The sequence below is a fragment of the Jannaschia sp. L-14R genome, from assembly GCF_056857695.1.
On sequence record NZ_JBSXNP010000011.1, the window covers coordinates 722,897 to 745,279 of the forward strand.

Genomic DNA, 22,383 nt, shown 5'->3' on the forward strand with positions numbered 1-22,383 from the left:
CCGGTCGGCTCAGTTTGCGGCGTTCCCGGCTGCGATGACCTGCGGCACAAGTTGACTGATCGACCTGTTCCACCGCGTGATCGGCTGCTCTGCGACGAAAATCACATCACCGGGCCGCATCTGCATCCGGGTCGCGACTGTGAACATCACTGCATTCCGAGCATCGAGATGCCATGCGATCACTGCTCCCGGCTCGGCGGAATCGGCAGCCGCGCGCAATACGTAAATTTGACCGGGGTTTGCGGTTTTCGACTCGAACCCGCCGCTTTCGAACAGGGCGTCGGCCAGTGTGGCCTGTCGTCCGAAAGGCAGGGGAAACCGGCTGGGCATCCGCACTTCGCCGGTCAGATAGACATAATCGCGCTCGACCGCATCCAGCGCGATCCGGTCCTGGAAGTTGCCCCGCGTTTCATCCAGTGCCGCGCGCCGCAGGCCGACCTCGGTGGTCAACTCGGCCAGCGCTTGACTGTGCTGAGCGGCTTGTAGACCGGCGCGCTGGATCTGCTCCGAGAAATAGGCCTGCGCCCGATCCAGATCAAACTCCTCGCCGACGAAGACACTGTCGCCCGCGATCAGAACCGTTTTCTGGAGGGCTGGCCGGGACAGGTAATCCGCAATTGGAATGCGGTACAGCCGACCATCTCGATAGATGCGGATCAGCGCGAAATCGAGGTTGCCCGTTGATACGCCGCCGGCACCAGCCAGAGCCGCATCCAATGTCAATTCGGTCAGAGCGACCGGAACGACCGTCGGGTTGGCGACCGCGCCACCGACTGACACGCGCCCGGAGTTGAACTCCGCCACTTCAAGACTGAACGTCGGGTCGATGTTGTTGGCAACAAGGGCCTGGAACAATGCGTCTTCGGCTCCCTCGAGGGTCAGTCCGGCAACCGGAACCCGCCCGATGTCGGGAATGGCGATCGCACCGTCGCTGCGGACCGTATAGCCCTGACGCCGGTTTGCGGCGGCCAGCAGGCCCGAAAGTTCTGCGGCGGTTGAACCGTCGGAGCGGGTGGCCAGCAACAGGACGTCCCCGATGCCGATTGCATAGGGCCCGGATTGCACCGCTGGCGGGGCGTCCAAAGTCAGCGGCCCGGGGCGCACCGGGCGCGACAATGCGGCGGGCGGCACCGCACCAGGCGCGCCCAGGCCTGATCCGGCCCCGGCATTGGCCTCGAAAACCGCAGGCAGGGCACGGGGGACATAGGGTGTGGTGTTGGCGGTCAACACCGAGTCCGCCGTCAGCGACAGCACGCGGACACCCGGTGCATCGCGCGGCACAGATGACGACGAGTAGACTGCGCCGCATCCCGTCAGGGCAAGACATGCCAGCCCGGTGATCAGGGTCCTGATCATGTTGTCATTCCGGTCGGCGACGCGAGCCGATGTGCAGCAGCCATACAGCGCGCCCGATCAAGCAGCATCCAAGGGTCAACAAGAATATGCACGACCTGCGAAACGGTTTATCTTCAATTTCATAAGTGTATCCCACACCGCCCAAGGGCATTTCGGACCTGCCGTATGGTTCTCGCGTAATAGTTAAAATTTGGTTTAATTTGGAGAACTGACCTCGGGCCGCTTGGCCCCGTTGGTTTACCGGGACGATCCATGCAGGCCGCCCCGGTGATTTCCAGTCAGACCGACAGATCCAACCCATTCAAACCCGCTCTCCAGGCATCCGCGATCAGCTGGCGACCGGCCGTGTTCGGATGGATGCCATCGCCTGTATCGAAATCCGCCGCCAAAGCGCCCGTCCCGTCGTCCATCGCGGCGACATGCGTGGTGATGCGGGCGTCGACTCCCGTGACGGGAGTTGTCCCCTGACCCGCAATGGCGGCATTTATTGCCAGCCACTTATCCTGAGCTGCCGGTTCCTGTGCCCCGTAGATATCCAGAAGACGCTGCCGTGCAGGCGTCATCTGGGTAATCAGCACGGGAGCGGACCCGATATCTGCACGTACGGTATCGACCAGCATCTGAAGCCGGCCAATGGCGGAATTCGCTGTCTCGGACGGGTCGAGGTCGTTCAATCCAAGCTGGATCAGGACGAAACCGTCAAGCGCCTGCGTCACATTCGCCGAGGTCCAGGCTGCCATCTGTTGCGCAATGGTCTGTCCTGGTGCCGCCAGATCCTGCATGGCTCGATCGCCGTCAAGAAGGCCGAGAACCGGGGGAAGCCCCGCATAGGATGCGATGGAACTGTCGCCCAGGATCCATGCCGTTCCCGCTGCGGGTAATTCCTGTCCTAAGCGGGCCGAGATTTTTGCCAGCTCAACTCCGGACAGACCGCGATCGATGGCCAGACCGCCGTGAAACAGGATCGACGACTTCAGGACATTCGACCCGGAATAGCATAGCAGCGGCTGATCGCCCTTTACCCATGTGGCGGTCTGGACGTCGCGCCCGACTTCCCTGCCATCCCGCAAGAGAACGCGGTTGGACCCGTCCCAGACATAGGCCATGGACGTCACCTGCCCGAGCGTCAGCGCGTCCGCGGCAATCAGGGTGACCGGGTTGTGTCCGGAGATACCAAAGCGCGGTTTGCGCCCGCCACCATTGCCGAACCCTGCGCTTAGCCCACTCGACAGCGATTGATCCCCCAGGATCATCGGGTAGTAGCCATTCGCCGTCAGGGCCACGATACCGACGAAGCTCGTGGCGGTCTGCGACAAGGCAGTCTGCGGCACGGTCATCTCGTCATCCGTACCGTCGAACTCCAGCCAGCCCCTGATGCCATCGGTCCGCCACAGCGGCCGCCGTTCGGCAATCGTCTGCAACGCGTCGTGGCCCTTGCCGCTCTGGTCGACCATGCGACCAACAGGGTCGCCATCTGCCACGACCGGAAGGGTTCCGGCGGCATCCTGAAACAGTGAAGTGACGACTGACGGATCATAGGTGAAACCCGTATCGCCCTCAGTGAACAGCGCGCGGGACCAATGCCCTGCGCGCCGCACTCTTCCCCGGAGCATGTCCGATGTGGAAGTAATTGCGAAATCGAACCTCATGCGATGAACAGTGCATGGATGCCGGTGGCGGTCGTGCCGGTTGCGCGGACGCAGCGGGCTCGCACCGGCAGGACCGACAGGTCGCCGACGATAATTGTGCGAATCTCGTTCGATGCGGTCACGATGGACAGGGCACCGCCCGTTTCTATGTAAAGCGCCGCAGCGACCTGCGGCAGGTCGGTCTCGTCCGCAGGCAGGACCGGAAGAATGTCCGAAGCGGGGCCCGTCGCTTCCGGAATGCGGTTCTTGAAAGGATCGTACATGAGGATGCCTCGTCAGCTGCCCCCGCGCCCGAAAGACCGGACGGCGGCGCGCAACCGAGGGCGAATGGGGCGCGCTACGATCGGGACACTCTGAAGGAGCAGTAAACGAAACCTTAATGCCAGCAGATGATCGTGTCTCGGTGACCAGCCGTTGGAGGCCTCACGATTTGAATGCCACCGGACCGGATATGGACAGCCTGACGGTCGCAAAGCCCAGGAATGGGTCGGTCAGAGAGACTTGACGCCGGTCCAACGCTCGGGTTCGCCTAGAGCATCTTCTTTTCAATCCTTAACCAGTGGGAGGTAGCTGTCTCAGGTGACTAATGCCTTGAATGTCCTCCTGCCGGAATTGAAGGCATATGCCGGGTCTCTTTGCGGCGATCCTGCGGAGGCGGAGGATCTTGTTCAGGATGCCATCGAACGTAGCCTGAGGGCGAATAGTGCCCCTGCCGAGATGTCACAGCTTCGTCCATGGATGTTCCGGGTTATCAGGAACCTTCATTATGACGAATTGCGAAAACGGCGAGTCAGAAGGGAATACTTTGCGTCCGAGAAACGTCTATCGAATGGACTCGTCGGGGTCGATGTCGCACGCGATACGCTCGTTCGAATGGCGTTCGAACGACTCCCACCGGCGATGCGGGAAATCGTATTCCTCGTCGATGTGATGGGCTTGAGTTACGCGGAGGCGGCAACGGTTATTGACGTACCGCATGGCACCGTCATGAGCAGGGTCAGCCGGGCCCGCAGGGCGCTGCTGGCCAGGATCGAGGACCCGGCGGAGACGCCGAGAGCAAGGACGCAGAAGACATGACCATCGAGGATAGCGATTGGGAGCTGGCGAGCGCCTATCATGACCGGGAGCTTCCCGAGAGGGACGCTCGTGCCTTCGAAGGCCGACTGAAGCATGAGCCGACGCTGGTCGCCACGTTGGAGGAGATTCGTTCTCTCTCTTCCTCTCTCGCCATGCTGCACCCCGGTGCCAACCGTCCCATGGTGCCCGGCCCGGAGCGGCGGTGGCCGGTCCGAACCGGGCTGGCGGCTGCGATCGCGGCAGGGCTTGTGGGCCTGGCATTGCTGATGGAATGGCCGACGCAGACCCCTAGACCGCTTGAGGTGCATGCGGGCTTTGCGACGATGACCGAGGCTCGGCCAGCCGCCGTCGTGCCCGTTGCGGTAAGCATCGCTGCTGACTGGCCCGACCTTGAATCGGCGAACCTGACCACTGTCGCCGTCCGGGACCTGCCCGATGGTGCCGCCGCATACTACGTCGGTCAGAACGGGTGTCGCCTGTCTTATTTCCGGATGCGCAAGGCGGGCGCCTTGCCGACGCAAGACGGCATACAGGCGACCGCATGGTCCACGTCCGACGGTACGTACCACCTTGTTGTCGCCACGGGCATGGACGCCGGGAAATTCGAGGCCATAGGGACGTATCTGCGACAGATCGCCCTGCGCATGTCGGCCCCTTCCGTGGTAGCCGCCGTCCGGAGCGCTGCCCAGGCGGCCGGCCCCTGCATCGGGTGAGTTGTGCTCAGTTCATCGGAGCAGGAAAATTCGGCCGGTCGACGCCGTAATGCTCCGAGAGGTAGTCGACGATGACAGTGTAGTCCGGCTCCTCGATTTCCTGCATGCCCTGCTCCTCGACCATCCAGTCGAGCATATCAACCCATTTATCCCGGCTAAGGCCCTGCTGCGCGACGATCCGTTCGGAATGACAAGCGGTACAGGTGTAGAAGGTTTCTTCCACGCCGGGGGCTATGAACAGCGCCCCGAATTCCGGGTCTTCGCCCGCGCCGACCACCGCAGGGGTGAACGTCATGGCGAACAGGATCGGCCACAATATATTGATTTTCATTAATGTCTCCAGATTCTTATCAGTGGGGCGACGCATTTGCCGCCCCGCTGCAGATGCTCAGCTGACCCGAATTCCGACGCGGTGCATCGTGTTGTTGAGATAGCCCTTGGGATTCCAGTCGATCGCATGCGGCTGCATCTCGCCGGTATTGTCCGTGGCCCGGGCCCAGACTTCGTAATAACCGGCCTGCGGGAAGGAAATATCGGCTCGCCAGTTCTGCCAGGCACCTTCATTGACAGCCGGGTCCAGATCCGTCGGCTGCCAGGTCGCGCCGAAGTCGATGGAGACCTCGACGGCATCCACGCTCCGATCGCCGGACCACGCATGGCCGCGCACTTCCGTCTCCATGCCGATCTCTGCACCGTTGGCCGGGAACGTCACAAGCGACTTCACCGGCATCCGCTCGATGATGACGAAGTCCTCCGTCGCAACCTCCTCGCCCGGGGCAATGGGGCGGTTCGGGACACGGTAGGACGTGCCGGTCATCTTCGCGCCGTCATGGACCTGGTCTCTCAGCTGGATTCGCGTCAGCCATTTCTGCGCAGTCGATGCGGGCCATCCCGGCACAACCAGACGCAGCGGTGCACCGTTCATCGGATGCAGGGGGCCGCCGTTCATCTCGAACGCTATCAGAACGTTGTCGGTCATCGCCTTGGCGATCGGAACCCCGCGCGAAAGCGGCTGCTTGTCGGGGTCTCCAGACAGGTGATAATCAGCTCCGTAATGGGCGGTATAGATGACATTCGACTGTACACCCGCCGCCTCCAGTACGTCGCGCAGTCGCACGCCCGTCCATTCCGCACAGCCGACCGCGCCGTATGTCCACTGATTGCCGCTCGCCGGCGGATCGAAGGCGCTTCGCCCGTTTCCGCCGCATTCCAGTGTCAGGGCCATGGTCACAACCTCGAACCGCTCACGCAGATCTGCGATCGTCAGTTCCATCGGTGTATCCACGAAACCGTCTATCGTCAGCGTCCAGGTGGCGGGGTCCATGTTATCCGGAACGATGCCGTTGTTGCGGATGAAGTGCCGCGCTGTGGGCGTGATTGCATCGTCGAGCAGGTGGGGCGGCGTCTCGGCATTCACGGGACGATCGTTAAGAAGCGTCAACCCGTCCTTGCCCATCAGGACGTTCTCCTGAGCCAGGGCGGCAGGGATCAGTCCTGCGGGCATATTGCGATGGAACGGGATTACCCCACCCACCATCGCACCCATGGTCGCGAGTCCAGCCTTTCTCAGAAATCCCCTGCGATCCCCGTGCGTCACGCGCCCGAAGAAGGCGCGGTCCGCTGCCTCCGGATCGTCGGCGAAGAAGCCACCTACATGCGGGGCGTCAGTGTCCTTGGGTGCCATATTGTCCTCCCTACGGCTGATTATCGCCCGAAGCCTCCACTGCGAGCGTCATGTAACAGACGTCTCAGGGCGGAGGTTTATTCCCCGGACAAATCTTACTGATCCTTGTTGCGGGACCGCCCCGGCCCACCGGCACATTCCACGCAGAGGAAACTGGGAAATCCAAACGGGCCCAAGTCTTGCCCATACCTTCGTAATGTCATCTCAGGTCGGAAGAGGCAGGCGCGAAAACGATCTGCAGTGCAGAAGCGATCATATGGTCCTGTAAATCATCGAACCGTCAGTGCCTGAACCGCTTCGGATGAATTTCGATGCATCTTATCCTGGATATCAGCCAAATTACGGACTCAGCGCCTTGCCGAGTTATTTTGAACGTCGGATGCGATGTACATATCTGGCAAAACGCACCTGACTGATGTGAGTTGGAACCAGAAATTACAGTTGGTGATCCCGGCAGGAGTCGAACCTGCAACCTATCCCTTAGGAGGGGATTGCTCTATCCAGTTGAGCTACGGGACCCAAGTCCGCGTGATAGCGCTGCCTGCCGCGTCTTGTCCACCGCCCCCGGCACGGGCTATCGTCCGTCGACCCGGTACCCGGAGACCGATGTGACCCGCAAAAACACCCGACACCAACATCTTACATTGCGCGACGTCTCCGAAGCGTCCGGTGTCAGCGAGATGACTGTCAGCCGGGTTCTCCGAAACCGCGGCGACGTCAGCGACAAGACACGCGCAAAGGTGATCGAAGCGGCCAAGAAATTGGGCTACGTGCCCAACAAGATTGCCGGTGCGCTGGCGTCGAACCGGGTCAATCTGGTTGCGGTGATCGTTCCCAGCCTGTCGAATCTGGTGTTTCCCGAAATGATGGCCGGTGTGGACGAGATATTGGGCGACACGCCGCTCCAACCGGTGATCGGAACCACCAATTACGACCCTGCGAAAGAGGAAAAGACCCTTTTCGAAATGCTGTCATGGCGTCCGTCGGGCGTCATCATCGCTGGTCTGGAACATACCGATGCCAGTCGCGCAATGCTGGCAAATTGCGGCGTTCCCGTGGTCGAGGTGATGGATGTCGACGGCGATCCTGTGGATGCTGCGGTGGGCATCAGTCACTGGCGCGCGGGTTATCAGGTCGGCACGGAAATCGTCGCGCGGGGTTATCGTCGGGTCGGTGTTCTGGGCACCAAGGTCGACGGTGATCATCGTGCCCGCAAGCGGCTTGAAGGGCTGGAGCGTGCGCTGGCCGAAGCGGGTGTGACCGTCGCGGACCATATGGCCTATTCCGGCTGGTCCGGCTTCGCCAAGGGGCGAGAGATGACCAAAGCCATGCTCGAGCGCACGCCAGATCTGGATTTCCTGTTTTACACCAACGACCTGACTGGTGCGGGCGGGTTGTTGTATGCGCTGGAAATGGGGCTTGATGTTGGCGACACGCTGGGGCTGGCCGGGTTCAATGCCTTCACTTTGCTGGATGGGTTGCCGCGCAAACTGGCCACAGTCGACAGCCGACGTCGCGAGGCCGGGCAGGTCGCCGCCCGCATCGTCGCGGGAACTCACGTCTTCGACAGCGAGGATCGGCGCATCGAACTCGTTCCGACCTTCATTCCCGGCGATACCCTGCGTCCGGTCCGGATCGATTGACCTGAAAATAGAAACAATCTTCGGATATGTGCCTATTTTCGCCTCATTTCGATGGCAAGCGACTGATGACGCCGCCATGACCTCGCGAGAGCACGAGCGACAATATCAATGCGCGATCGAATATGGCGGGCCCGGCCATCCCGTTTGATCCGCAAGACCGAGACCGATGGTATCCGCGCTCTCAACCGATGACGCGGGCACCATGCAAGCCGAAGGACGTCTGACCCATGAACATGCAAATCGAAGCCAATACATTCAACTTCCAGCACACCCGGAGAGAGGGTGTGTTCAGAACCTGGTTTCGGGGCGAACATACCAACTTCAATCCCGACTTCGAAAAGATGGCCGAGGCAGACTCAGCCCTGAGCTGGGTCACCCAGGGGTGGGAGCCATCGGAGCGGATCGTCAAACCGGACACCAAGATCACTGCATTCGGATCTTGTTTTGCGGCCAATATCTCGAACTGGCTGGCATCGCGGAATTACGACATCCTGACGCGCGACGAAGGGTCGAACGCCTATGTCGTGAAATGCGGCGAAGGCATGGTGAACAGCTTCGTCATCCGTCAGCAGTTCGAATGGGCCTTCGAGGGCAAGAAATTCGAGGAGGCGCTGTGGCATGGTTACGAGGCCGAAAGCTATGGATACGACGAGGAGATCCGCAAACAGACCCTCGACATCTTCTCCAAGACCGACCTGTTCATCCTGACCTTCGGCCTGTCGGAAGTCTGGTATGACGAGGTGACGGGCGGCGTCTTCTGGCGGTCCATCCCGCAGGAGGCCTACGATCCCGCGCGCCACAAGTTCCGCGTCACGACGGTCGAGGAAAACAAGGACAATATCCGCGCGATCTATGATCTGATCCGCAAGCACCGTCCCGACGCAAAGATAATCACCACGCTGTCGCCGGTGCCGCTGATCGCGACGTTCCGACCGGTATCCTGCATTTCCGCCAATTCGGTCAGCAAGGCGGTGCTGCGCGTTGCCCTGGACGAATTGATGCGTGAATTGGGCGACGACGGCTATCTACACTACTGGCCCAGCTACGAGATCATCACCGACGTCTTCCATTCGCCGTTCAAACAGGACCGGCGGCATCTGCCCAAGGCGGTTCTGGACTTCATCATGATGCTGTTCGAACAGGTCTGGTGCGACAAGCAACCCACCGATGAGGAAATGCTGAAACACTGGATTGCCGCGCTCTCGTCCGCCGGATTGATTTCCGACCGGTTGGAGGCCGTCGTGCGCGATGACAATCTCAGGGCACTCAAACGGATCATGGGCAAGCGCAAGGTTGCCCGGCATCCCGAGGCGGAGGAGGCGGTCCGCGCACAGCTGGACCGTCTTGAAGCGTTGCTGTCTGCGTGAACGCATCCGACGTGTCCGAGATTGATGAAACCCCCGTCCGCGACAATGCCCTCACCGCGATCGAAAGTCTTCCCAAAGGCGCGCGCGGGGCAGAGGTCGGAACTCATCTGGGCCGGACGGCGCGTGCGCTGGTCGAAATCGCTGCGCCCCGCACGCTCACGCTGATCGACCCGTGGAGAGAGGACGAAGGACAGGACGCGCGCCCCTTCGCCTATACTGCCCCGCAAGCGGACCGGGATGCGCAATACGCCGCCGTCACGACCGCCTTCCCCGACGCTACAATCCTGCGGCAGACCTCTGTCGAGGCGCTGTGCGCGATGCGGGATGCCACGCTCGACTGGATCTGGCTGGATGGAAACAAGCAATATGATATGATCCTTGCCGATCTGGAGCAGGCCGTTCGCATAGTGCGACCCGGCGGTGTGATCGCGGGGGGAGGTTGGCATTGGGGCGCCGAAATGGGACGCCCTGTGCGTGAAGCGGTCGGCGACATTGCCGCCCGTCTGGATGACGCGGAGGTGCAGCAGGCCGGACAGTTCTGGTCCCTGACCTTGCCCGAAACCGTAGTCCTGCGCGCCAGGCCGACGGACGAGCGGTTTTTGATCATTTCGACCATGAAGAACGAGTCACCCTACGTTCTCGAATGGATCGCGCATCACCGCGCCATCGGATTCACCGATTTCCTGATCTTCACCAACGATTGCGACGACACCACTGATCCGATTCTAGACCGATTGGAGGAGACGGGCGCGGCCGGCGGTGTGCTGACACATCAGGTCAATACCGTGCTGCAGCGCGGCCCGCACAAGTCGGCATTGAAATGGGCGCGCGATCACGTGCTGCGCCACAAGGCCAGCTGGATACTGATCGCGGACGTTGACGAGTTCATCAATATCCGATGTACGGACGGCACGATTCAGGGTCTGATGCGCGTGTTAGGGCCTGAAACGGATGTGGTCAGCTTCCCGTGGAAGATCTTCGCCAATGGAGGAGTGGAGGCCTTCAAGGACAAGCCGCTGACTGCCCAGTTCCACATCTGCGAGCCTGTGCCAAAGCGCGGCGGTCGCAAGATGCGCGATGTGAAGACCATGTTTCGCAAGCCCGAGGCGATGTATCATTTCGGTTTGCACCGCCCCCGTGTGAAAGACGACTGGCAGGATAGGATTGTCTGGAAGTCACCTACCGGCGAGGACATCTCGGGTCGGATGAACAAGGGCAAGACCTGGACAATGAAATGGGACGGCTGCCAGGACGCGGCCTACATGCATCATTATCCGTTGCGATCAATGGAGAGCTATATTCTCAAGAAGAACCGGGGCCGGGCGAACCATATCAACGAAGATCTTGGTCTCGAATATTGGGACAAGTGGAATCTGATCGGCGGGCGCGACAAATCGCTGATATCAGGTGCGCCGGGTTTCGCGCAGATGCTGGCCGACCTTCGATCTGACCGTAAAATCCGACAGTTGCACAAGAAAGGGGTCCAGTGGCACCGGGATCAATTCGCGGAGTTGGTGGAAGAACCGCGCTATCGCGCCCTCTGGGATGAAATGAAGGCGCGCGAGGCGGCCTCGAAAAAGCCCAGGGCCGAAGCCACGGACGCATAGACCGGACCGGGTGTCATCAGCACTCGGGCAGGTTCACGGCCAAACCACCCTGACTGGTTTCCTTATATTTCTCGGACATATCGCGTCCGGTCTGGCGCATCGCCTCGATGCAATTGTCCAGCGGCATGAAATGCGTGCCGTCACCGCGCAGCGACAGCGAGGCCGCAGAAACCGCCTTGATCGCACCCAAACCGTTGCGTTCGATGCAGGGCACCTGCACCAGGCCGCCCGCCGGATCGCAGGTCATGCCCAGATGATGTTCCAGCGCGATTTCTGCGGCATTCTCGATCTGCATGCTGGTGCCTCCAAGTGCTGCACACAGCCCCGCAGCCGCCATTGCCGAGGCCGAGCCGACTTCACCCTGACAGCCGACCTCCGCCCCGGAAATCGAAGCGTTGTGTTTGATAAGACCGCCGATCGCGGCAGCGGTCAGCAGGAAGGTCCGGATGCCGTCGTCGGTCGCGCCGACGCAGTGATCGCGGTAATATCGGATCGTCGCGGGCACGACGCCCGCCGCGCCGTTGGTGGGCGAGGTGACGACCTTGCCACCCGCCGCATTTTCTTCGTTGACGGCCATGGCATAGACCGACAGCCAGTCATTGACGACATGCGGATGGGCCAGGTTCTTGCCCGCTTCGTCCTGCAATTGCGCATGGATCGCCTTAGCCCGACGCTTGACCGACAGCCCGCCGGGCAAGATGCCGTCCTGCCGCAATCCCCGGTCTATGCAGCCGTTCATCGCAGTCCATATGGCATCGACCCTGGCGCCCAGATCCCGCTCCGGTGTAATCGTGCATTCGTTTTGCCATTTCATCTGCGCGATGGTCAGCCCGGACCTGGCCGCCATCGCCAGCATCTCGGCTGCCGACCCGAAGGGATGGGGATACCCGGCCTCGGCCTTGGCGGCATGCAGATCGGGTGGATCGGACAGTTCACGCTCAGTCACGACGAAGCCGCCGCCGACGGAATAATACGTCTCCTCCATCCGCAGGTTTCCGGCGACATCGAAGGCCCGCAGGACGATGCCGTTCGCATGGCCGGGCAGGGGCGGGCCCCAGTCGAAGATGACGTCGGCTTCAGGATCGAAGCGCATCGCCGGCAGGTCAGCGGGCATCACTTCGCCAGTGCTTCGCAATTCGGCCAGTGCCGTCTCGGCGGCGTCCATGTCGACAGTCGCAGGCTCGAACCCCAGAAGACCCAACATGACAGCGCGATCGGTTGCGTGACCCTTGCCCGTCCAGGCCAGCGAGCCATGCAGTGTCGCGGTCAGATGTGCCGGTTGTCCTGCCCCCGGCTCGGGTTCGGCGCCACCACGCAGGGCCGAAAGAAAGCGCGCGGCGGCGACCATCGGTCCCATCGTATGCGATGAGGAGGGGCCGATGCCGGGTTTGAAGATATCGAAGATGCTCAGGAACATGACAGGTCGCCTTTCGGGGATCAGCTTCGCTTAATCTTCCATCGCCGATGCAGCCAGTGCCATTGCGACGGATGGCGTGTCACCCACGACGACAGCCTGTCATTGAACATCTGCATCATCGTCTCGGCATCGGTATGGGGGATCGGATCTTCGAAGATGACGTGCAACTGACCGTCCACCTCGGGCGCGAAGGCCGGCACAAGAGGCAGGTCATAGCGCAAGGCCAGTTCCGCCGCCGCCAGCGACGTCTTGGCGTCATGATCCAGAAACGGCAGGGGCGCGCCGTCGCCGATATGCTGATCCGGCAGGAGCGCCATAAAGCCGCCGGACCGGATATGCTTGATCATCTGCCGATACCCGTTGCGCCCCTTGGGAATGATCGGTTGTCCACCAAGGTCGATGCCGGCGCGGAAAATCGGCTCGTAATAGGGGTTGTTGTTGGGCCGATAAATCGCCCCGGCCTCCAGCCCCTCGCGTTTCATAACATGGCGGATGGCCTCCCATTGACCGAAATGGCCGGACACGATGATCGCGCCGCGCCCCTCGGCCCGTGCGGTTCGCAGCACGTCGAGGCCCGAACCTTCGGGACGCAGGTTTGCCACCTCGCGGGCGAAATCCGCGTTGAACCAGATACCGGTCAGACTGCGACCGGCATTACGCGCGGCGGCGTGTACGATGGCAGTCCGGTCTTCCGCCGGACGATCCGGCCAGACCAATGCAAGGTTGCGGTCGGCACGCCGATGCAGAGGCGTCAGGCGGACCAGCCATTCCGTCACGAAGCCCAGCACCTTCCGCCGCCGATCCAGCGACAGTGGCGCGACCAACAGCAACAGAAGCCGCAGCATCGCGCCCTGCGCCCAGTAAGATAACGTTCTCATGGTGCCGGGTTGACGCATGGCGGCCCGTGTTTCAAGCGCGGAGGTTTGCCGATGGTCCGTTCCGGGACTCCAATCCGGGAAAACGATGGGGTATTGCGCGGAAAACCACGAGGCTAGCCAATGTTCCGTCTGCTTATTCCGCTGCTGTTTGTCCTTGCCGCCTGTGCTTCCACGCCCGAACCGGAAGTCGCTGTTGCACCACAACCTGCGCTCTATCCCGGCGAAACGCCCGCGGTGCGGTCTCTTATCGAGAAGTGGGCGGATTATTACGATATGCCCGCCAGCCTGATCCACAAGGTCGTGCAGCGGGAAAGCGACTATCGCGCCCGCGCCCGCAACGGCCCGTATTACGGTATGATGCAGATCCTGCCTGCGACCGCGCGCAACATGGGCATGGTCGGCAAGCCATCGCAGCTTCTGGATGCGGACACCGGCCTGAAATACTCGATCCGCTATCTGCGCGGTGCATGGATGGTCAGCGATGGCAGCGAATACGAGGCGATGATGTGGTATGCAAAGGGCTACTATTTCGAAGCCAAGCGCCGGGGTCTGTTGCGCGAGACCGGGCTGCGCGGAGAACTTTGGCAACGCTACGACGCAGGCATGACCGAAATGCCACCGATTGATGCACAGGGGCGCATTCTGGCCAAGGCCCCGGAGCCCGAATGCCGAACGGCGACAGGCTTTGCGGGACTCGTCGGGGCCGAGACCTGTTCCTGACCGGAGCTGGTCGCTAGGGTCGGCGTCATGCCGGCGAAACCGTCCATTCTGACCCGTATCTCCGCCAGCGCCGTCGCTGGCGGGATCGAGGTTTTTGCCCGCCTCGTCACCGCCGTCCGTGCCGATTGGCGGGGGGTTGAACCTTTGCCGGGGACGCGCGTCTATTACGCTAATCACGCCAGCAATGGCGATTTCGTCCTGATCTGGGCGGTACTGCCACCGCGTCTGCGTGATCGCGTGAGGCCAGTAGCAGGAGCCGATTACTGGCTGTCGACGCCCATCAAACGGTTCGTCGGGCAGCATGTGTTCAACGCCCTGCTGATCGACCGGATCGGCGCAGGCCCCCGCGAAGCACCTGTCGAACAGATGTCGGAGGCGCTTGATGGGGGTAGCTCTCTGATCCTGTTTCCCGAAGGCACGCGCAACCTGACCGCAGAGAAATTGCTGCCCTTCAAAACCGGGCTGTTCCATCTGGCCACGGCTCGACCGGAGGTTGATCTGGTCCCGGTCTGGATCGAGAACCTGAATCGCGTCATGCCCAAAGGGGAGGTCGTGCCGATCCCTCTGCTGTGCCGCGTCCGTTTCGGCGCGCCGGTTCGCCTGAAACCCCACGAATCGAAGGATGCCTTCCTGACCCGCAGCCGCGATGCCTTGCTGGCCTTGTCGGAGGACGCGTCATGATCCCCGACCTGATTACGCTTTTACTTTGGGTCGGCGGCCTGCTGATCGTCGCCAGCGCCGTCGGATATGTGCTGCAACGTCGCCTGTCCCCGGAGGGACAGAACGAAGGTGTCGAAAACCTTGTCGCGCGTATCCGGGCCTGGTGGGTCATGGCCATCCTGATCGCGGTCGCGTTCCTTGCCGGCCGGACCGGCGTGGTGATCCTGTTTGCGCTCTGCAGTTTCGCCGCCCTGCGCGAATTCGTGACGTTGACCAATGCGCGGCGTGCCGATCACTGGACGCTGGCCATCAGTTTCTTCGTAGTAATACCTCTGCAGTATTGGCTGGTCTGGGCAGGGGAATACGGTATTTATTCGATCTATATTCCTGTCTATGCCTTTCTTCTCGGTCCGATCATCAGCGCTTTGCGGGGCGAGACCGATAACTTCCTGATCCGGGTCGCGGAAATTCAATGGGGGCTGATGATCGCGGTTTTCGCGGTCAGCCATGTGCCTGCCCTGCTGACGCTGGAAATCCCCGGCTACGAAGGGCGCGGCGTGTTGCTCATCGCCTTCCTGATCGTAGTCGTGCAGATGTCGGACGTGTTGCAATACGTCTGGGGCAAGCTGCTGGGGCGCCGCAAGATCGCCCCCCGCCTGTCACCGGGCAAGACAGTCGAGGGCTTTTTCGGCGGCGTCCTGTCGGCGACGGCGATCGGCCTGATGCTCTATTGGATCACGCCGTTCACGCCGTTGCAGGCCGGGCTGATGGCTTTCACCATCGCGATCATGGGATTTTGCGGCGGACTGGTCATGTCGGCCATCAAGCGCGACCGGGGCGTCAAGGATTGGGGTCACACGATCGAAGGGCACGGCGGCTTCATCGACCGCCTCGATTCGGTGGTGTTTTCCGCGCCGATCTTCTTTCATTTGACACGGTATTGGTGGACGTGAGCGACAGCGCTGCACATGGCATGGGCCTTTGCCACCATGGACTGCCGTACATCAACCGGGGCCGCAGCCGATGAAAATGAAAAGATGACCGAGACGAAGAACCGCCGCCCCCTGACCAGCCGCAACACCGGCTGGGCACAAGGTATCACACGCGCGCTTGCGAAAACGCCGATCACACCCAATCAGGTTTCGGCGTTCAGCGTCATGGCCGCGCTTCTGGCAGGGCTGTGGTTCGCCGCCGTGGCGTGGACGGACGGATGGGGCCAGGTCGCGGTTCTGCTAGTGGCGGGGCTGTTCGTTCAGCTTCGCCTTCTGTGCAACCTGTTCGACGGCATGCTGGCGCTCGAGGCCGGGCGCGGCGGCCCAACCGGTGCATTCTGGAACGAGGTGCCGGATCGCGTGGCCGATATCGCGATCCTGGTCGGTGTCGGCCTCGGTGCGGGCGAGCCATCGCTGGGTTGGGCCGCAACCGCACTGGCTATTCTTGTGGCGTATCTGCGCGCCTTCGGGGGATCGCTGGGGCAGGACGCTGATTACAGTGGTCCGATGGCCAAACAGCACCGCATGGCGGCGATCACGCTGGCTGCGGCGCTCGGCATCGTGCTGTCACCGTGGATCGCGCCCGGAACGGTTCTGGCATTTGCGCTTTGGGTCATCGTGTTGTGTTGTGTCGCCACGGTCGCGCGACGCGGAATGCGCATTCACGAACGTCTGGCGAAATCAGGATAAAATGGTGAGCCGACAGGGGCTCGAACCCTGGACCTACTGATTAAAAGTCAGTTGCTCTACCAACTGAGCTATCGGCTCTCCGGGGGCGGACCTATCGCCGCCGATTGATGCCGTCAAGCGGGGGGTCTTTCAAAACTGGCCTGTCGGGCGTATCTGCCCGCTGATGGTGACTTCTGGCACAGATGGCCTGCCGTTCATGAAGATGCACGGGCTGGGCAACGACTTCGTCGTGGTGGACGGGCGCGCGGGCGTCACGGTCGATGCCGCGACGGCCATCGCCATGGGTGACCGGCACTTCGGCGTGGGCTTCGACCAGCTTGCCCTGATCGAGGACGGGACCAATGCCGATGTCGCGCTGACCTTCTACAATTCGGACGGAAGCACTGCCGGTGCCTGCGGCAATGCGACCCGCTGCGTTGCGGCCTGGGAAATGGCGCGGCGTGGCGTCGACGCCCTGACCCTGCGGACCGAACGCGATATCCTGCATGCCCGTCGCAGCGGGGACGGCGTGTCGGTCAATATGGGCGCGCCGCTGCTCGACTGGCGGGACGTTCCATTGGCGAGGGATGTCGACACCCTGCACCTGCCGATCGACGGCGATCCGGTGGCCACCGGAATGGGCAACCCACATTGCACCTTTTTCGTGGACGATGCCACTGCGGTCGATCTGCCTGCCCTCGGACGCACCAACGAACATCACCCGCTCTTTCCCGAACGCACCAACGTGCAGGTCGCCCATCTGATCGGTCCTGACCATCTGCGGATGCGGGTCTGGGAAAGGGGCGTCGGCGTCACGCTGGCCAGCGGCTCGTCGTCCTGCGCAGTGGCCGTGGCCGCGGCGCGGCGCGGGCTGACCGGACGAACGGTTCGCATCGACCTGGATGGCGGCACACTGCTGATCGACTGGCGCGACGATGGCGTCTGGATGACCGGGCCGACGGCGCATGTCTTCGATGGTGTCTGGCATGGCTGAAGCACCGATCCTGTCAAACCACGGCTGCCGCCTGAACGCCTATGAGGTCGAGGCGATGCGAGATCTGGCTACTACGGCGGGCCTCTCCAACGCGGTGATCGTCAACACCTGCGCCGTCACCGCCGAAGCGGTCCGCAAAGGCCGACAGGACATCCGCCGCCTGCGCCGTGAAAACCCCGAAGCGCGGATCGTCGTCACCGGATGCGCGGCCCAGACCGACCCCGACAGCTTTGCGGCCATGCCCGAGGTCGACACCGTGATCGGCAACACCGAAAAGATGCAGGCTGCGACATGGGCGGGTCTGGCGACCGGTAACACCGAGCCGGTACAGGTCGACGATATCATGTCCGTGACCGAAACAGCAGGCCATCTGATTGACGGGTTCGGCACGCGCAGCCGCGCCTATGTGCAGGTTCAGAACGGCTGCGACCACCGCTGCACCTTCTGCATCATCCCCTATGGGCGCGGCAATTCGCGGTCTGTGCCCGCGGGCGTCGTGGTCGAACAGATCACGCGGCTGGTGGACCGGGGTTTCAACGAGATCGTGCTGACCGGTGTGGACCTCACATCCTGGGGCGCGGATCTGCCGGGCGCGCCGCGACTGGGCGATCTGGTGGCGCGCATCCTCAAGCTGACGACTGTGCCACGCCTGCGGATCAGCAGCATCGACAGTATCGAGGTGGATGACGCCCTGATGCGTTGCATTGCCGACGAAGAACGCCTGATGCCGCATCTGCACCTGTCGCTGCAACATGGGGCCGATCTGATTCTGAAACGGATGAAGCGGCGGCACCTGCGCGGCGACGCCATCGCCTTTGTCGAGCAGGCCCGCAAACTGCGCCCCGATATGACCTTCGGCGCGGATATCATCGCCGGATTCCCGACCGAGACCGAGGCGCATTTCGCCGACTCCCTGCGGCTGGTCGAGGACTGCGACCTGACGTGGCTGCACGTCTTCCCGTATTCGGCCCGCACAGGCACCCCGGCGGCCAGGATGCCTGCGGTCGACGGTCGACTGATCAAACAGCGCGCTGCGCGGCTGCGAGCGGCGGGCGATGCGGCGGTGGAACGCCATCTGACCGCTCAGATCGGGCGGCACCACAATGTGCTGATGGAAACCCCTCGCATGGGCCGCACGGCGCAGTTCGCCGAAGTCACCTTCGATAGCGATCAACCCGAGGGTGCGATCGTCCAGTCGCAGATCACCGGGCGCGCAGACCGCTGCCTACTGGCCGTCCCGTCATCGCCGTCATAAGTCCGGCGATCGCGATCAGTCCGATTCCGACCCAGCCCCATGCCCCCGGCAAACGCGAGAAGATCGCGAAATCCAGGATCACGGCAAAGACCAACCCGGCATAATCGAACGGGGCCAGCGTCGAGACCGGCGCCCTCGCGACCGATGCCGTAGCAGAGATATGCGTCGCAGCGCCCAACACTCCCGCCCCACCCATCCAGGCCCACAGGATCGGGGTCATCGGCACCCATCCCGTCACCATCACCGCGACCACGCCTATGGCGCTGGTGACGACGGCGAAAGATAGCGCGATCGAGATCGTCGTCTCGGTCGCCGTCATCGCCTTGATGTGGACGCGCACCACCGCCATCACACCTGCCGACGTTATGCCCGCGATCATGCCCGACAGCTCGGCCCAGCCCCAGCCCGGGCGCGAGACAGAGGTGTAGAGCATCGCGATCATCCCCGCGAAGCCGAATGCCACGGCCAGAACCGTGCGGGTCGACAACCGCTCGCCCAGCAAGATCACCGCAGCCGGGATCGACAGCACCGGGGCGAGATATGACAGCGCCTGCGCATGAGTCACCGGCAATTGCCCCAGGGCGTAGAAATTCAGGATCATCGAAAGCCCGCCCATCACCCCCCGGATCACGTGCTTGCCGGGTGCCTTGGGTCGCCAATCGGCGGGTCTTGAGGTCAGAGCGGCCCAGAGCAGCAATACCGGGATCGACAGTGTGGCGCGCAGGAACACGATCTGGCCTGTGGCGGCATAGGCCGCTGCGCCATGGACGCAAAACCCCAGACCCGTGGCGAACCCCGCCGCCATAAGACGCAGGGATATGGCGGATCGCAGGCTATGCGATGCAGCGGTGGAAACGGGAGTGGCGACCATTGCCGCACCTTGCGCGCGGCGATCCGGCGCGGCAACCATGACGGCACCCGCATAGATGGAAACCCGCCCATGCACCCCAATTCCGCCTTTCGGCAGACACCGGATGCGCGCAGCCTGGCCTTCGCGCGCAAGCGTGCGTTCGGTGCGCTTTGCATCTGCGCGGACGTCTGACGCGGCTGCCGGACGATGTGTTGCGCGATCATCTCGACCGGCTCAGCGCCGATCAGGAGCGACGCCTGCTGCCAAAGATGCCGTGGACCGTCCCAAAGATGACACCCGATGCGCGGGACCGGCTGATGCGGCAGATCGTGCCTTTGCGGACGACGATGACCAAGTCCACCGCCACGTGGAAGCTGGGACAGAACAAACCGGGCAAGGTGCGGGCGCGCGCCGCAGAAGCGGTCACCGGCGCGCCTTCGGGGCAGGAGGTCGCGGCGCTGTCTGGCCTGATGCGCGATCCGCCCCGATGACCGGTCGCTGATATTTATTTCATCCGATTTGAAACCTATCCCCAATGTTCTCCGTAACTGAGCATGACCGGACAGAAAGACGCCGGACCATTGTTCCAACCTCGGAGAGACCCATGTTCTTCCTACGTACCCTGACCCTTGCCACTGTTCTTGCCGGAGGAACCGCTGGCGTTGTTCTGGCCGATGCCCACTCTGCCCCGAACCCCGAAGTCGGCGGCGCAGCGATGTTCGCGCAAAAGAACATCATCGAAAATGCCGTGAATTCGCCGATCCACACGACACTGGTCGCCGCCGTCAAGGCCGCCGGCCTGGTCGAGACGCTGTCCGGCACCGGTCCGTTCACCGTCTTCGCCCCCACGGACGAAGCCTTTGCCGCGCTGCCCGCAGGCACCGTCGAGACGCTTCTGAAGCCGGAAAACAAGGCTGCACTGACCAGGGTTCTGGCCTGCCATGTGGTTGCCGATTCCGCGATGTCGGACGCAATCCAGGGCATGATCGCCAGTGAGGATGGACGCTATCCCGTGTCGACAGTTGGAGGCTGCACGTTGCAGGCCTTTATGGACGGCGATCAGATCAAGCTGGAAGACGAGACGGGCGGGGTCGCAACTGTCACCGTCGCCGACGTGGTCCAGTCGAATGGCGTCATTCACGTAATCGACGCGGTCCTGTTGCCGGGCGCTGAAGCTGCGCCTGCCGATACGACCCCTGCCGCTGCCGATGCCATGGCCAACCCGACCGTCGGCGGCGCTGCGATGTTCGCCCAGAAGAACATCATCGAAAATGCCGTGAATTCGCCGATCCACACGACACTGGTCGCCGCCGTCAAGCCCGCCGGCCTGGTCGAGACGCTGTCCGGCCCCGGTCCGTTCACCGTCTTCGCCCCCACGGACGAAGCCTTTGCCGCGCTGCCCGCAGGCACCGTCGAGACGCTTCTCAAGCCGGAAAACAAGGATACCCTGACCAAGGTCCTGACGGCGCATGTCGTGGCCGGTCAGATGACAGCCGCAGACCTGACCGCCGGGCTTGCCCCCGGCGAGTTCAAGAACCTGCAGACCGTCTCCGGCGACGCGCTGTCGGTTCAGATGACGTCATCCGGTTCGGTTTATATCTTTGACGAATCCGGCAATGCATATCAGGTTTCGACCGCGGACGTGATGCAGTCGAACGGCGTGATCCACGTGGTCGAGGGCGTGCTGCTGCCAAAGTAGGCCCAACCGCCACCGCACCTGCGCCGCCCCTTGTCTCCGGGGGCGGCGTTTGTGAATCCGGGTTCCACCGCTAGATTGTGTTCGGACCATTACCCCCGGAGATCATATATGCAGCTTCTCAGTTCCCCCGCCTCTCCCTTCGCACGTAAATGCCGCGTTCTGCTGATCGAGACCGCGCAGGACGATATCGAGGTGCGGGACGTGACCGCCAGTCCGATGGGCGGGGATGCCGCTCTGAATGCGGCAAATCCGTCCGGCAAGATCCCGGCCCTGGTCCGCGACGAAGGTCCGGCGATCTATGACAGCCGGGTGATCTGCCGGTTTCTGGATCATCGCGCCCAATCCGGTTTGTATCCCGAGAATCGCCTGTGGGAAGTTCTGTCGCTCGAAGCGAATTGCGATGCTGTTTTGGAATCCGCTCTGGCCATCACCTACGAAAAACGTCTTCGGCCTGAAAACCTGTGGTGGCCTGAATGGTTCGATGCGCAATGGACCAAGATCGCCCGGTCGCTTGATGCACTCGAATCGCGGTCGATGCCGATGCTGCAAGGTCCGCTGACCATGGGTCAGATCGCCGTCGGCTGCGCCCTGGAATACCTCGACCTGCGCCATGGTGACCGCGACTGGCGCGCGGGACGCGATGCCCTGGCCGGTTGGCAAGCCGCCTTCTCCGCCCGCCCGGCGATGCTGGCAACGGCTCCGTCATGAAGCTGCCCACCGGTCAGGTCATCGGCGAAGTGACCGACCTGCGTGCGCCGCTTGCCGTGCGTGCCGAGGTCTTCATTGCCGAACAGCGCGTCGCCCCCGCCGAGGACGTGGACGGCAGGGATGCCGATTGCCTGCACTGGCTGGTGACCGACGCCGAAGGCTCCGTCGCCACGCTGCGGGTTCTGCCCCAGGGCGAGGTCGCCAAGATCCAACGGGTCGCCGTGCTGAAACGCGCGCGCGGCACGGGCCTTGGCACTGCACTGATGCGTCATGTCATGGACCGGTTGGCCGAGCGTGGTTTCACCCGTGCCACCCTTGGGGCGCAGATCGACGCGCTCGGGTTTTATGAACGTCTGGGCTTCCAGGCACATGGCCCGGTCTACGATGATGCAGGCATTCCACACCGCGATATGGACCGCGACCTGTAAAACGTACCCCTGCGCGC

The 22,383-nt window shown here is 62.5% G+C and carries 23 protein-coding genes, 2 tRNA genes and 1 pseudogene; 16 read left to right on the top strand and 10 right to left on the bottom strand.

The features are described 5' to 3' along the window. Positions 1–9: 9 nt before the first annotated feature. The 3 genes from AC13C2_RS16315 to AC13C2_RS16325 all read right to left on the bottom strand — a co-directional run bounded on the left by AC13C2_RS16315 (position 10) and on the right by AC13C2_RS16325 (position 3,268). Positions 10–1,356 (bottom strand): polysaccharide biosynthesis/export family protein, encoded by a 1,347-nt coding sequence (locus AC13C2_RS16315; RefSeq protein WP_482887459.1) that lies wholly within the window; start codon positions 1,354–1,356, stop codon positions 10–12. A gap of 278 nt (positions 1,357–1,634) precedes the next feature. Further along, the gene (locus tag AC13C2_RS16320) at positions 1,635–2,969 is read right to left on the bottom strand and encodes a GDSL-type esterase/lipase family protein (RefSeq protein ID WP_482887460.1); all 1,335 of its coding nucleotides are present in this window, start codon (positions 2,967–2,969) and stop codon (positions 1,635–1,637) included. Positions 2,970–3,001: 32 nt separating this feature from the next. Beyond that, positions 3,002–3,268: a spike base protein, RCAP_Rcc01079 family gene (locus AC13C2_RS16325; protein ID WP_482887461.1), complete on the bottom strand. Its 267-nt coding sequence runs from the start codon at positions 3,266–3,268 to the stop codon at positions 3,002–3,004. A gap of 328 nt (positions 3,269–3,596) precedes the next feature. Between AC13C2_RS16325 and AC13C2_RS16330 the strand changes: the two genes are divergently transcribed. Together AC13C2_RS16330 and AC13C2_RS16335 are read left to right on the top strand one after the other, a co-directional pair. After that, entirely contained in the window at positions 3,597–4,082 is a 486-nt protein-coding gene (locus tag AC13C2_RS16330) for an RNA polymerase sigma factor (protein WP_245737474.1), read from the top strand. After that, positions 4,079–4,795: a hypothetical protein gene (locus AC13C2_RS16335; RefSeq protein ID WP_482887462.1), complete on the top strand. Its 717-nt coding sequence runs from the start codon at positions 4,079–4,081 to the stop codon at positions 4,793–4,795. The genes AC13C2_RS16330 and AC13C2_RS16335 overlap by 4 nt, the downstream gene beginning before the upstream one ends. Positions 4,796–4,802: 7 nt before the next feature. On the opposite strand, the gene AC13C2_RS16340 is transcribed toward AC13C2_RS16335, so the two are convergent. The 3 genes from AC13C2_RS16340 to AC13C2_RS16350 all read right to left on the bottom strand — a co-directional run bounded on the left by AC13C2_RS16340 (position 4,803) and on the right by AC13C2_RS16350 (position 6,998). Then, positions 4,803–5,126, bottom strand: coding sequence for an aldehyde dehydrogenase (locus AC13C2_RS16340; protein ID WP_175495740.1), 324 nt, complete (start codon positions 5,124–5,126; stop codon positions 4,803–4,805). Between the two features lie 57 nt (positions 5,127–5,183). Further along, a complete protein-coding gene (locus AC13C2_RS16345) occupies positions 5,184–6,479 on the bottom strand; it encodes a sulfite oxidase (protein ID WP_424337511.1) in 1,296 nt (431 codons plus the stop codon). A 442-nt stretch (positions 6,480–6,921) separates the two neighbouring features. After that, positions 6,922–6,998, bottom strand: a tRNA-Arg gene (locus AC13C2_RS16350). Between the two features lie 89 nt (positions 6,999–7,087). Between AC13C2_RS16350 and AC13C2_RS16355 the strand changes: the two genes are divergently transcribed. From AC13C2_RS16355 to AC13C2_RS16365, 3 genes are all read left to right on the top strand, one after another. Beyond that, positions 7,088–8,122, top strand: coding sequence for a LacI family DNA-binding transcriptional regulator (locus AC13C2_RS16355; RefSeq protein ID WP_092761087.1), 1,035 nt, complete (start codon positions 7,088–7,090; stop codon positions 8,120–8,122). Between the two features lie 227 nt (positions 8,123–8,349). Then, the gene (locus tag AC13C2_RS16360) at positions 8,350–9,489 is read left to right on the top strand and encodes a GSCFA domain-containing protein (protein ID WP_092759338.1); all 1,140 of its coding nucleotides are present in this window, start codon (positions 8,350–8,352) and stop codon (positions 9,487–9,489) included. 11 nt (positions 9,490–9,500) lie between these two features. Further along, entirely contained in the window at positions 9,501–11,096 is a 1,596-nt protein-coding gene (locus tag AC13C2_RS16365) for a glycosyltransferase family 2 protein (RefSeq protein ID WP_482887463.1), read from the top strand. A gap of 16 nt (positions 11,097–11,112) precedes the next feature. Here the strand turns inward: AC13C2_RS16365 and AC13C2_RS16370 are convergent, their stop codons facing one another. Further along, the gene (locus tag AC13C2_RS16370; RefSeq protein ID WP_482887464.1) at positions 11,113–12,513 is read right to left on the bottom strand and encodes an L-serine ammonia-lyase; all 1,401 of its coding nucleotides are present in this window, start codon (positions 12,511–12,513) and stop codon (positions 11,113–11,115) included. A gap of 20 nt (positions 12,514–12,533) precedes the next feature. Next, the gene (locus AC13C2_RS16375) at positions 12,534–13,391 is read right to left on the bottom strand and encodes a lysophospholipid acyltransferase family protein (RefSeq protein WP_482887465.1); all 858 of its coding nucleotides are present in this window, start codon (positions 13,389–13,391) and stop codon (positions 12,534–12,536) included. Between the two features lie 120 nt (positions 13,392–13,511). On the opposite strand from AC13C2_RS16375, the gene AC13C2_RS16380 reads away from it, so the two are divergent. The 4 genes from AC13C2_RS16380 (at position 13,512) to AC13C2_RS16395 (ending at position 16,453) form a co-directional block, all read left to right on the top strand. Continuing rightward, the gene (locus AC13C2_RS16380; protein WP_092759329.1) at positions 13,512–14,111 is read left to right on the top strand and encodes a lytic transglycosylase domain-containing protein; all 600 of its coding nucleotides are present in this window, start codon (positions 13,512–13,514) and stop codon (positions 14,109–14,111) included. 27 nt (positions 14,112–14,138) lie between these two features. Next, positions 14,139–14,792, top strand: coding sequence for a lysophospholipid acyltransferase family protein (locus AC13C2_RS16385; protein WP_092759327.1), 654 nt, complete (start codon positions 14,139–14,141; stop codon positions 14,790–14,792). Next, complete coding sequence (locus AC13C2_RS16390; RefSeq protein WP_092759325.1) at positions 14,789–15,724, top strand: phosphatidate cytidylyltransferase; 936 nt, start codon at positions 14,789–14,791, stop codon at positions 15,722–15,724. The genes AC13C2_RS16385 and AC13C2_RS16390 overlap by 4 nt, the downstream gene beginning before the upstream one ends. A gap of 84 nt (positions 15,725–15,808) precedes the next feature. Next, on the top strand, positions 15,809–16,453 hold the full coding sequence (locus AC13C2_RS16395) for a CDP-alcohol phosphatidyltransferase family protein (RefSeq protein WP_092761085.1): 645 nt from the start codon (positions 15,809–15,811) through the stop codon (positions 16,451–16,453). A 2-nt stretch (positions 16,454–16,455) separates the two neighbouring features. Here the strand turns inward: AC13C2_RS16395 and AC13C2_RS16400 are convergent. After that, a tRNA-Lys gene (locus tag AC13C2_RS16400) sits at positions 16,456–16,531 on the bottom strand. Positions 16,532–16,616: 85 nt separating this feature from the next. Between AC13C2_RS16400 and dapF the strand changes: the two genes are divergently transcribed. Next, the gene (gene dapF / locus AC13C2_RS16405) at positions 16,617–17,426 is read left to right on the top strand and encodes a diaminopimelate epimerase (RefSeq protein WP_092759323.1); all 810 of its coding nucleotides are present in this window, start codon (positions 16,617–16,619) and stop codon (positions 17,424–17,426) included. Then, complete coding sequence (mtaB, locus tag AC13C2_RS16410) at positions 17,419–18,681, top strand: tRNA (N(6)-L-threonylcarbamoyladenosine(37)-C(2))-methylthiotransferase MtaB (protein WP_482887466.1); 1,263 nt, start codon at positions 17,419–17,421, stop codon at positions 18,679–18,681. The genes dapF and mtaB overlap by 8 nt, the downstream gene beginning before the upstream one ends. On the opposite strand, the gene AC13C2_RS16415 is transcribed toward mtaB, so the two are convergent. Next, positions 18,629–19,591, bottom strand: coding sequence for a DMT family transporter (locus tag AC13C2_RS16415; protein WP_139204633.1), 963 nt, complete (start codon positions 19,589–19,591; stop codon positions 18,629–18,631). The two genes, mtaB and AC13C2_RS16415, sit on opposite strands and share 53 nt — an antisense overlap. Before the next feature lie 110 nt (positions 19,592–19,701). Between AC13C2_RS16415 and AC13C2_RS16420 the strand changes: the two genes are divergently transcribed. From AC13C2_RS16420 to AC13C2_RS16440, 5 genes and pseudogenes are all read left to right on the top strand, one after another. Continuing rightward, on the top strand, positions 19,702–20,022 hold the full coding sequence (locus tag AC13C2_RS16420; RefSeq protein ID WP_424337512.1) for an FMN-binding negative transcriptional regulator: 321 nt from the start codon (positions 19,702–19,704) through the stop codon (positions 20,020–20,022). 113 nt (positions 20,023–20,135) lie between these two features. Then, positions 20,136–20,696 (top strand): annotated as a pseudogene (locus tag AC13C2_RS16425) (fasciclin domain-containing protein); the annotation flags it as partial. Positions 20,697–20,744: 48 nt separating this feature from the next. Next, positions 20,745–21,230, top strand: a complete 486-nt coding sequence (locus AC13C2_RS16430; protein ID WP_482887619.1) for a fasciclin domain-containing protein — start codon at positions 20,745–20,747, stop codon at positions 21,228–21,230. 108 nt (positions 21,231–21,338) lie between these two features. Continuing rightward, positions 21,339–21,938, top strand: coding sequence for a glutathione S-transferase (locus AC13C2_RS16435; protein WP_482887467.1), 600 nt, complete (start codon positions 21,339–21,341; stop codon positions 21,936–21,938). Beyond that, positions 21,935–22,366, top strand: a complete 432-nt coding sequence (locus AC13C2_RS16440) for a GNAT family N-acetyltransferase (RefSeq protein WP_482887468.1) — start codon at positions 21,935–21,937, stop codon at positions 22,364–22,366. Before AC13C2_RS16435 ends, AC13C2_RS16440 begins: the two co-directional genes overlap by 4 nt. Positions 22,367–22,383: the final 17 nt, after the last annotated feature.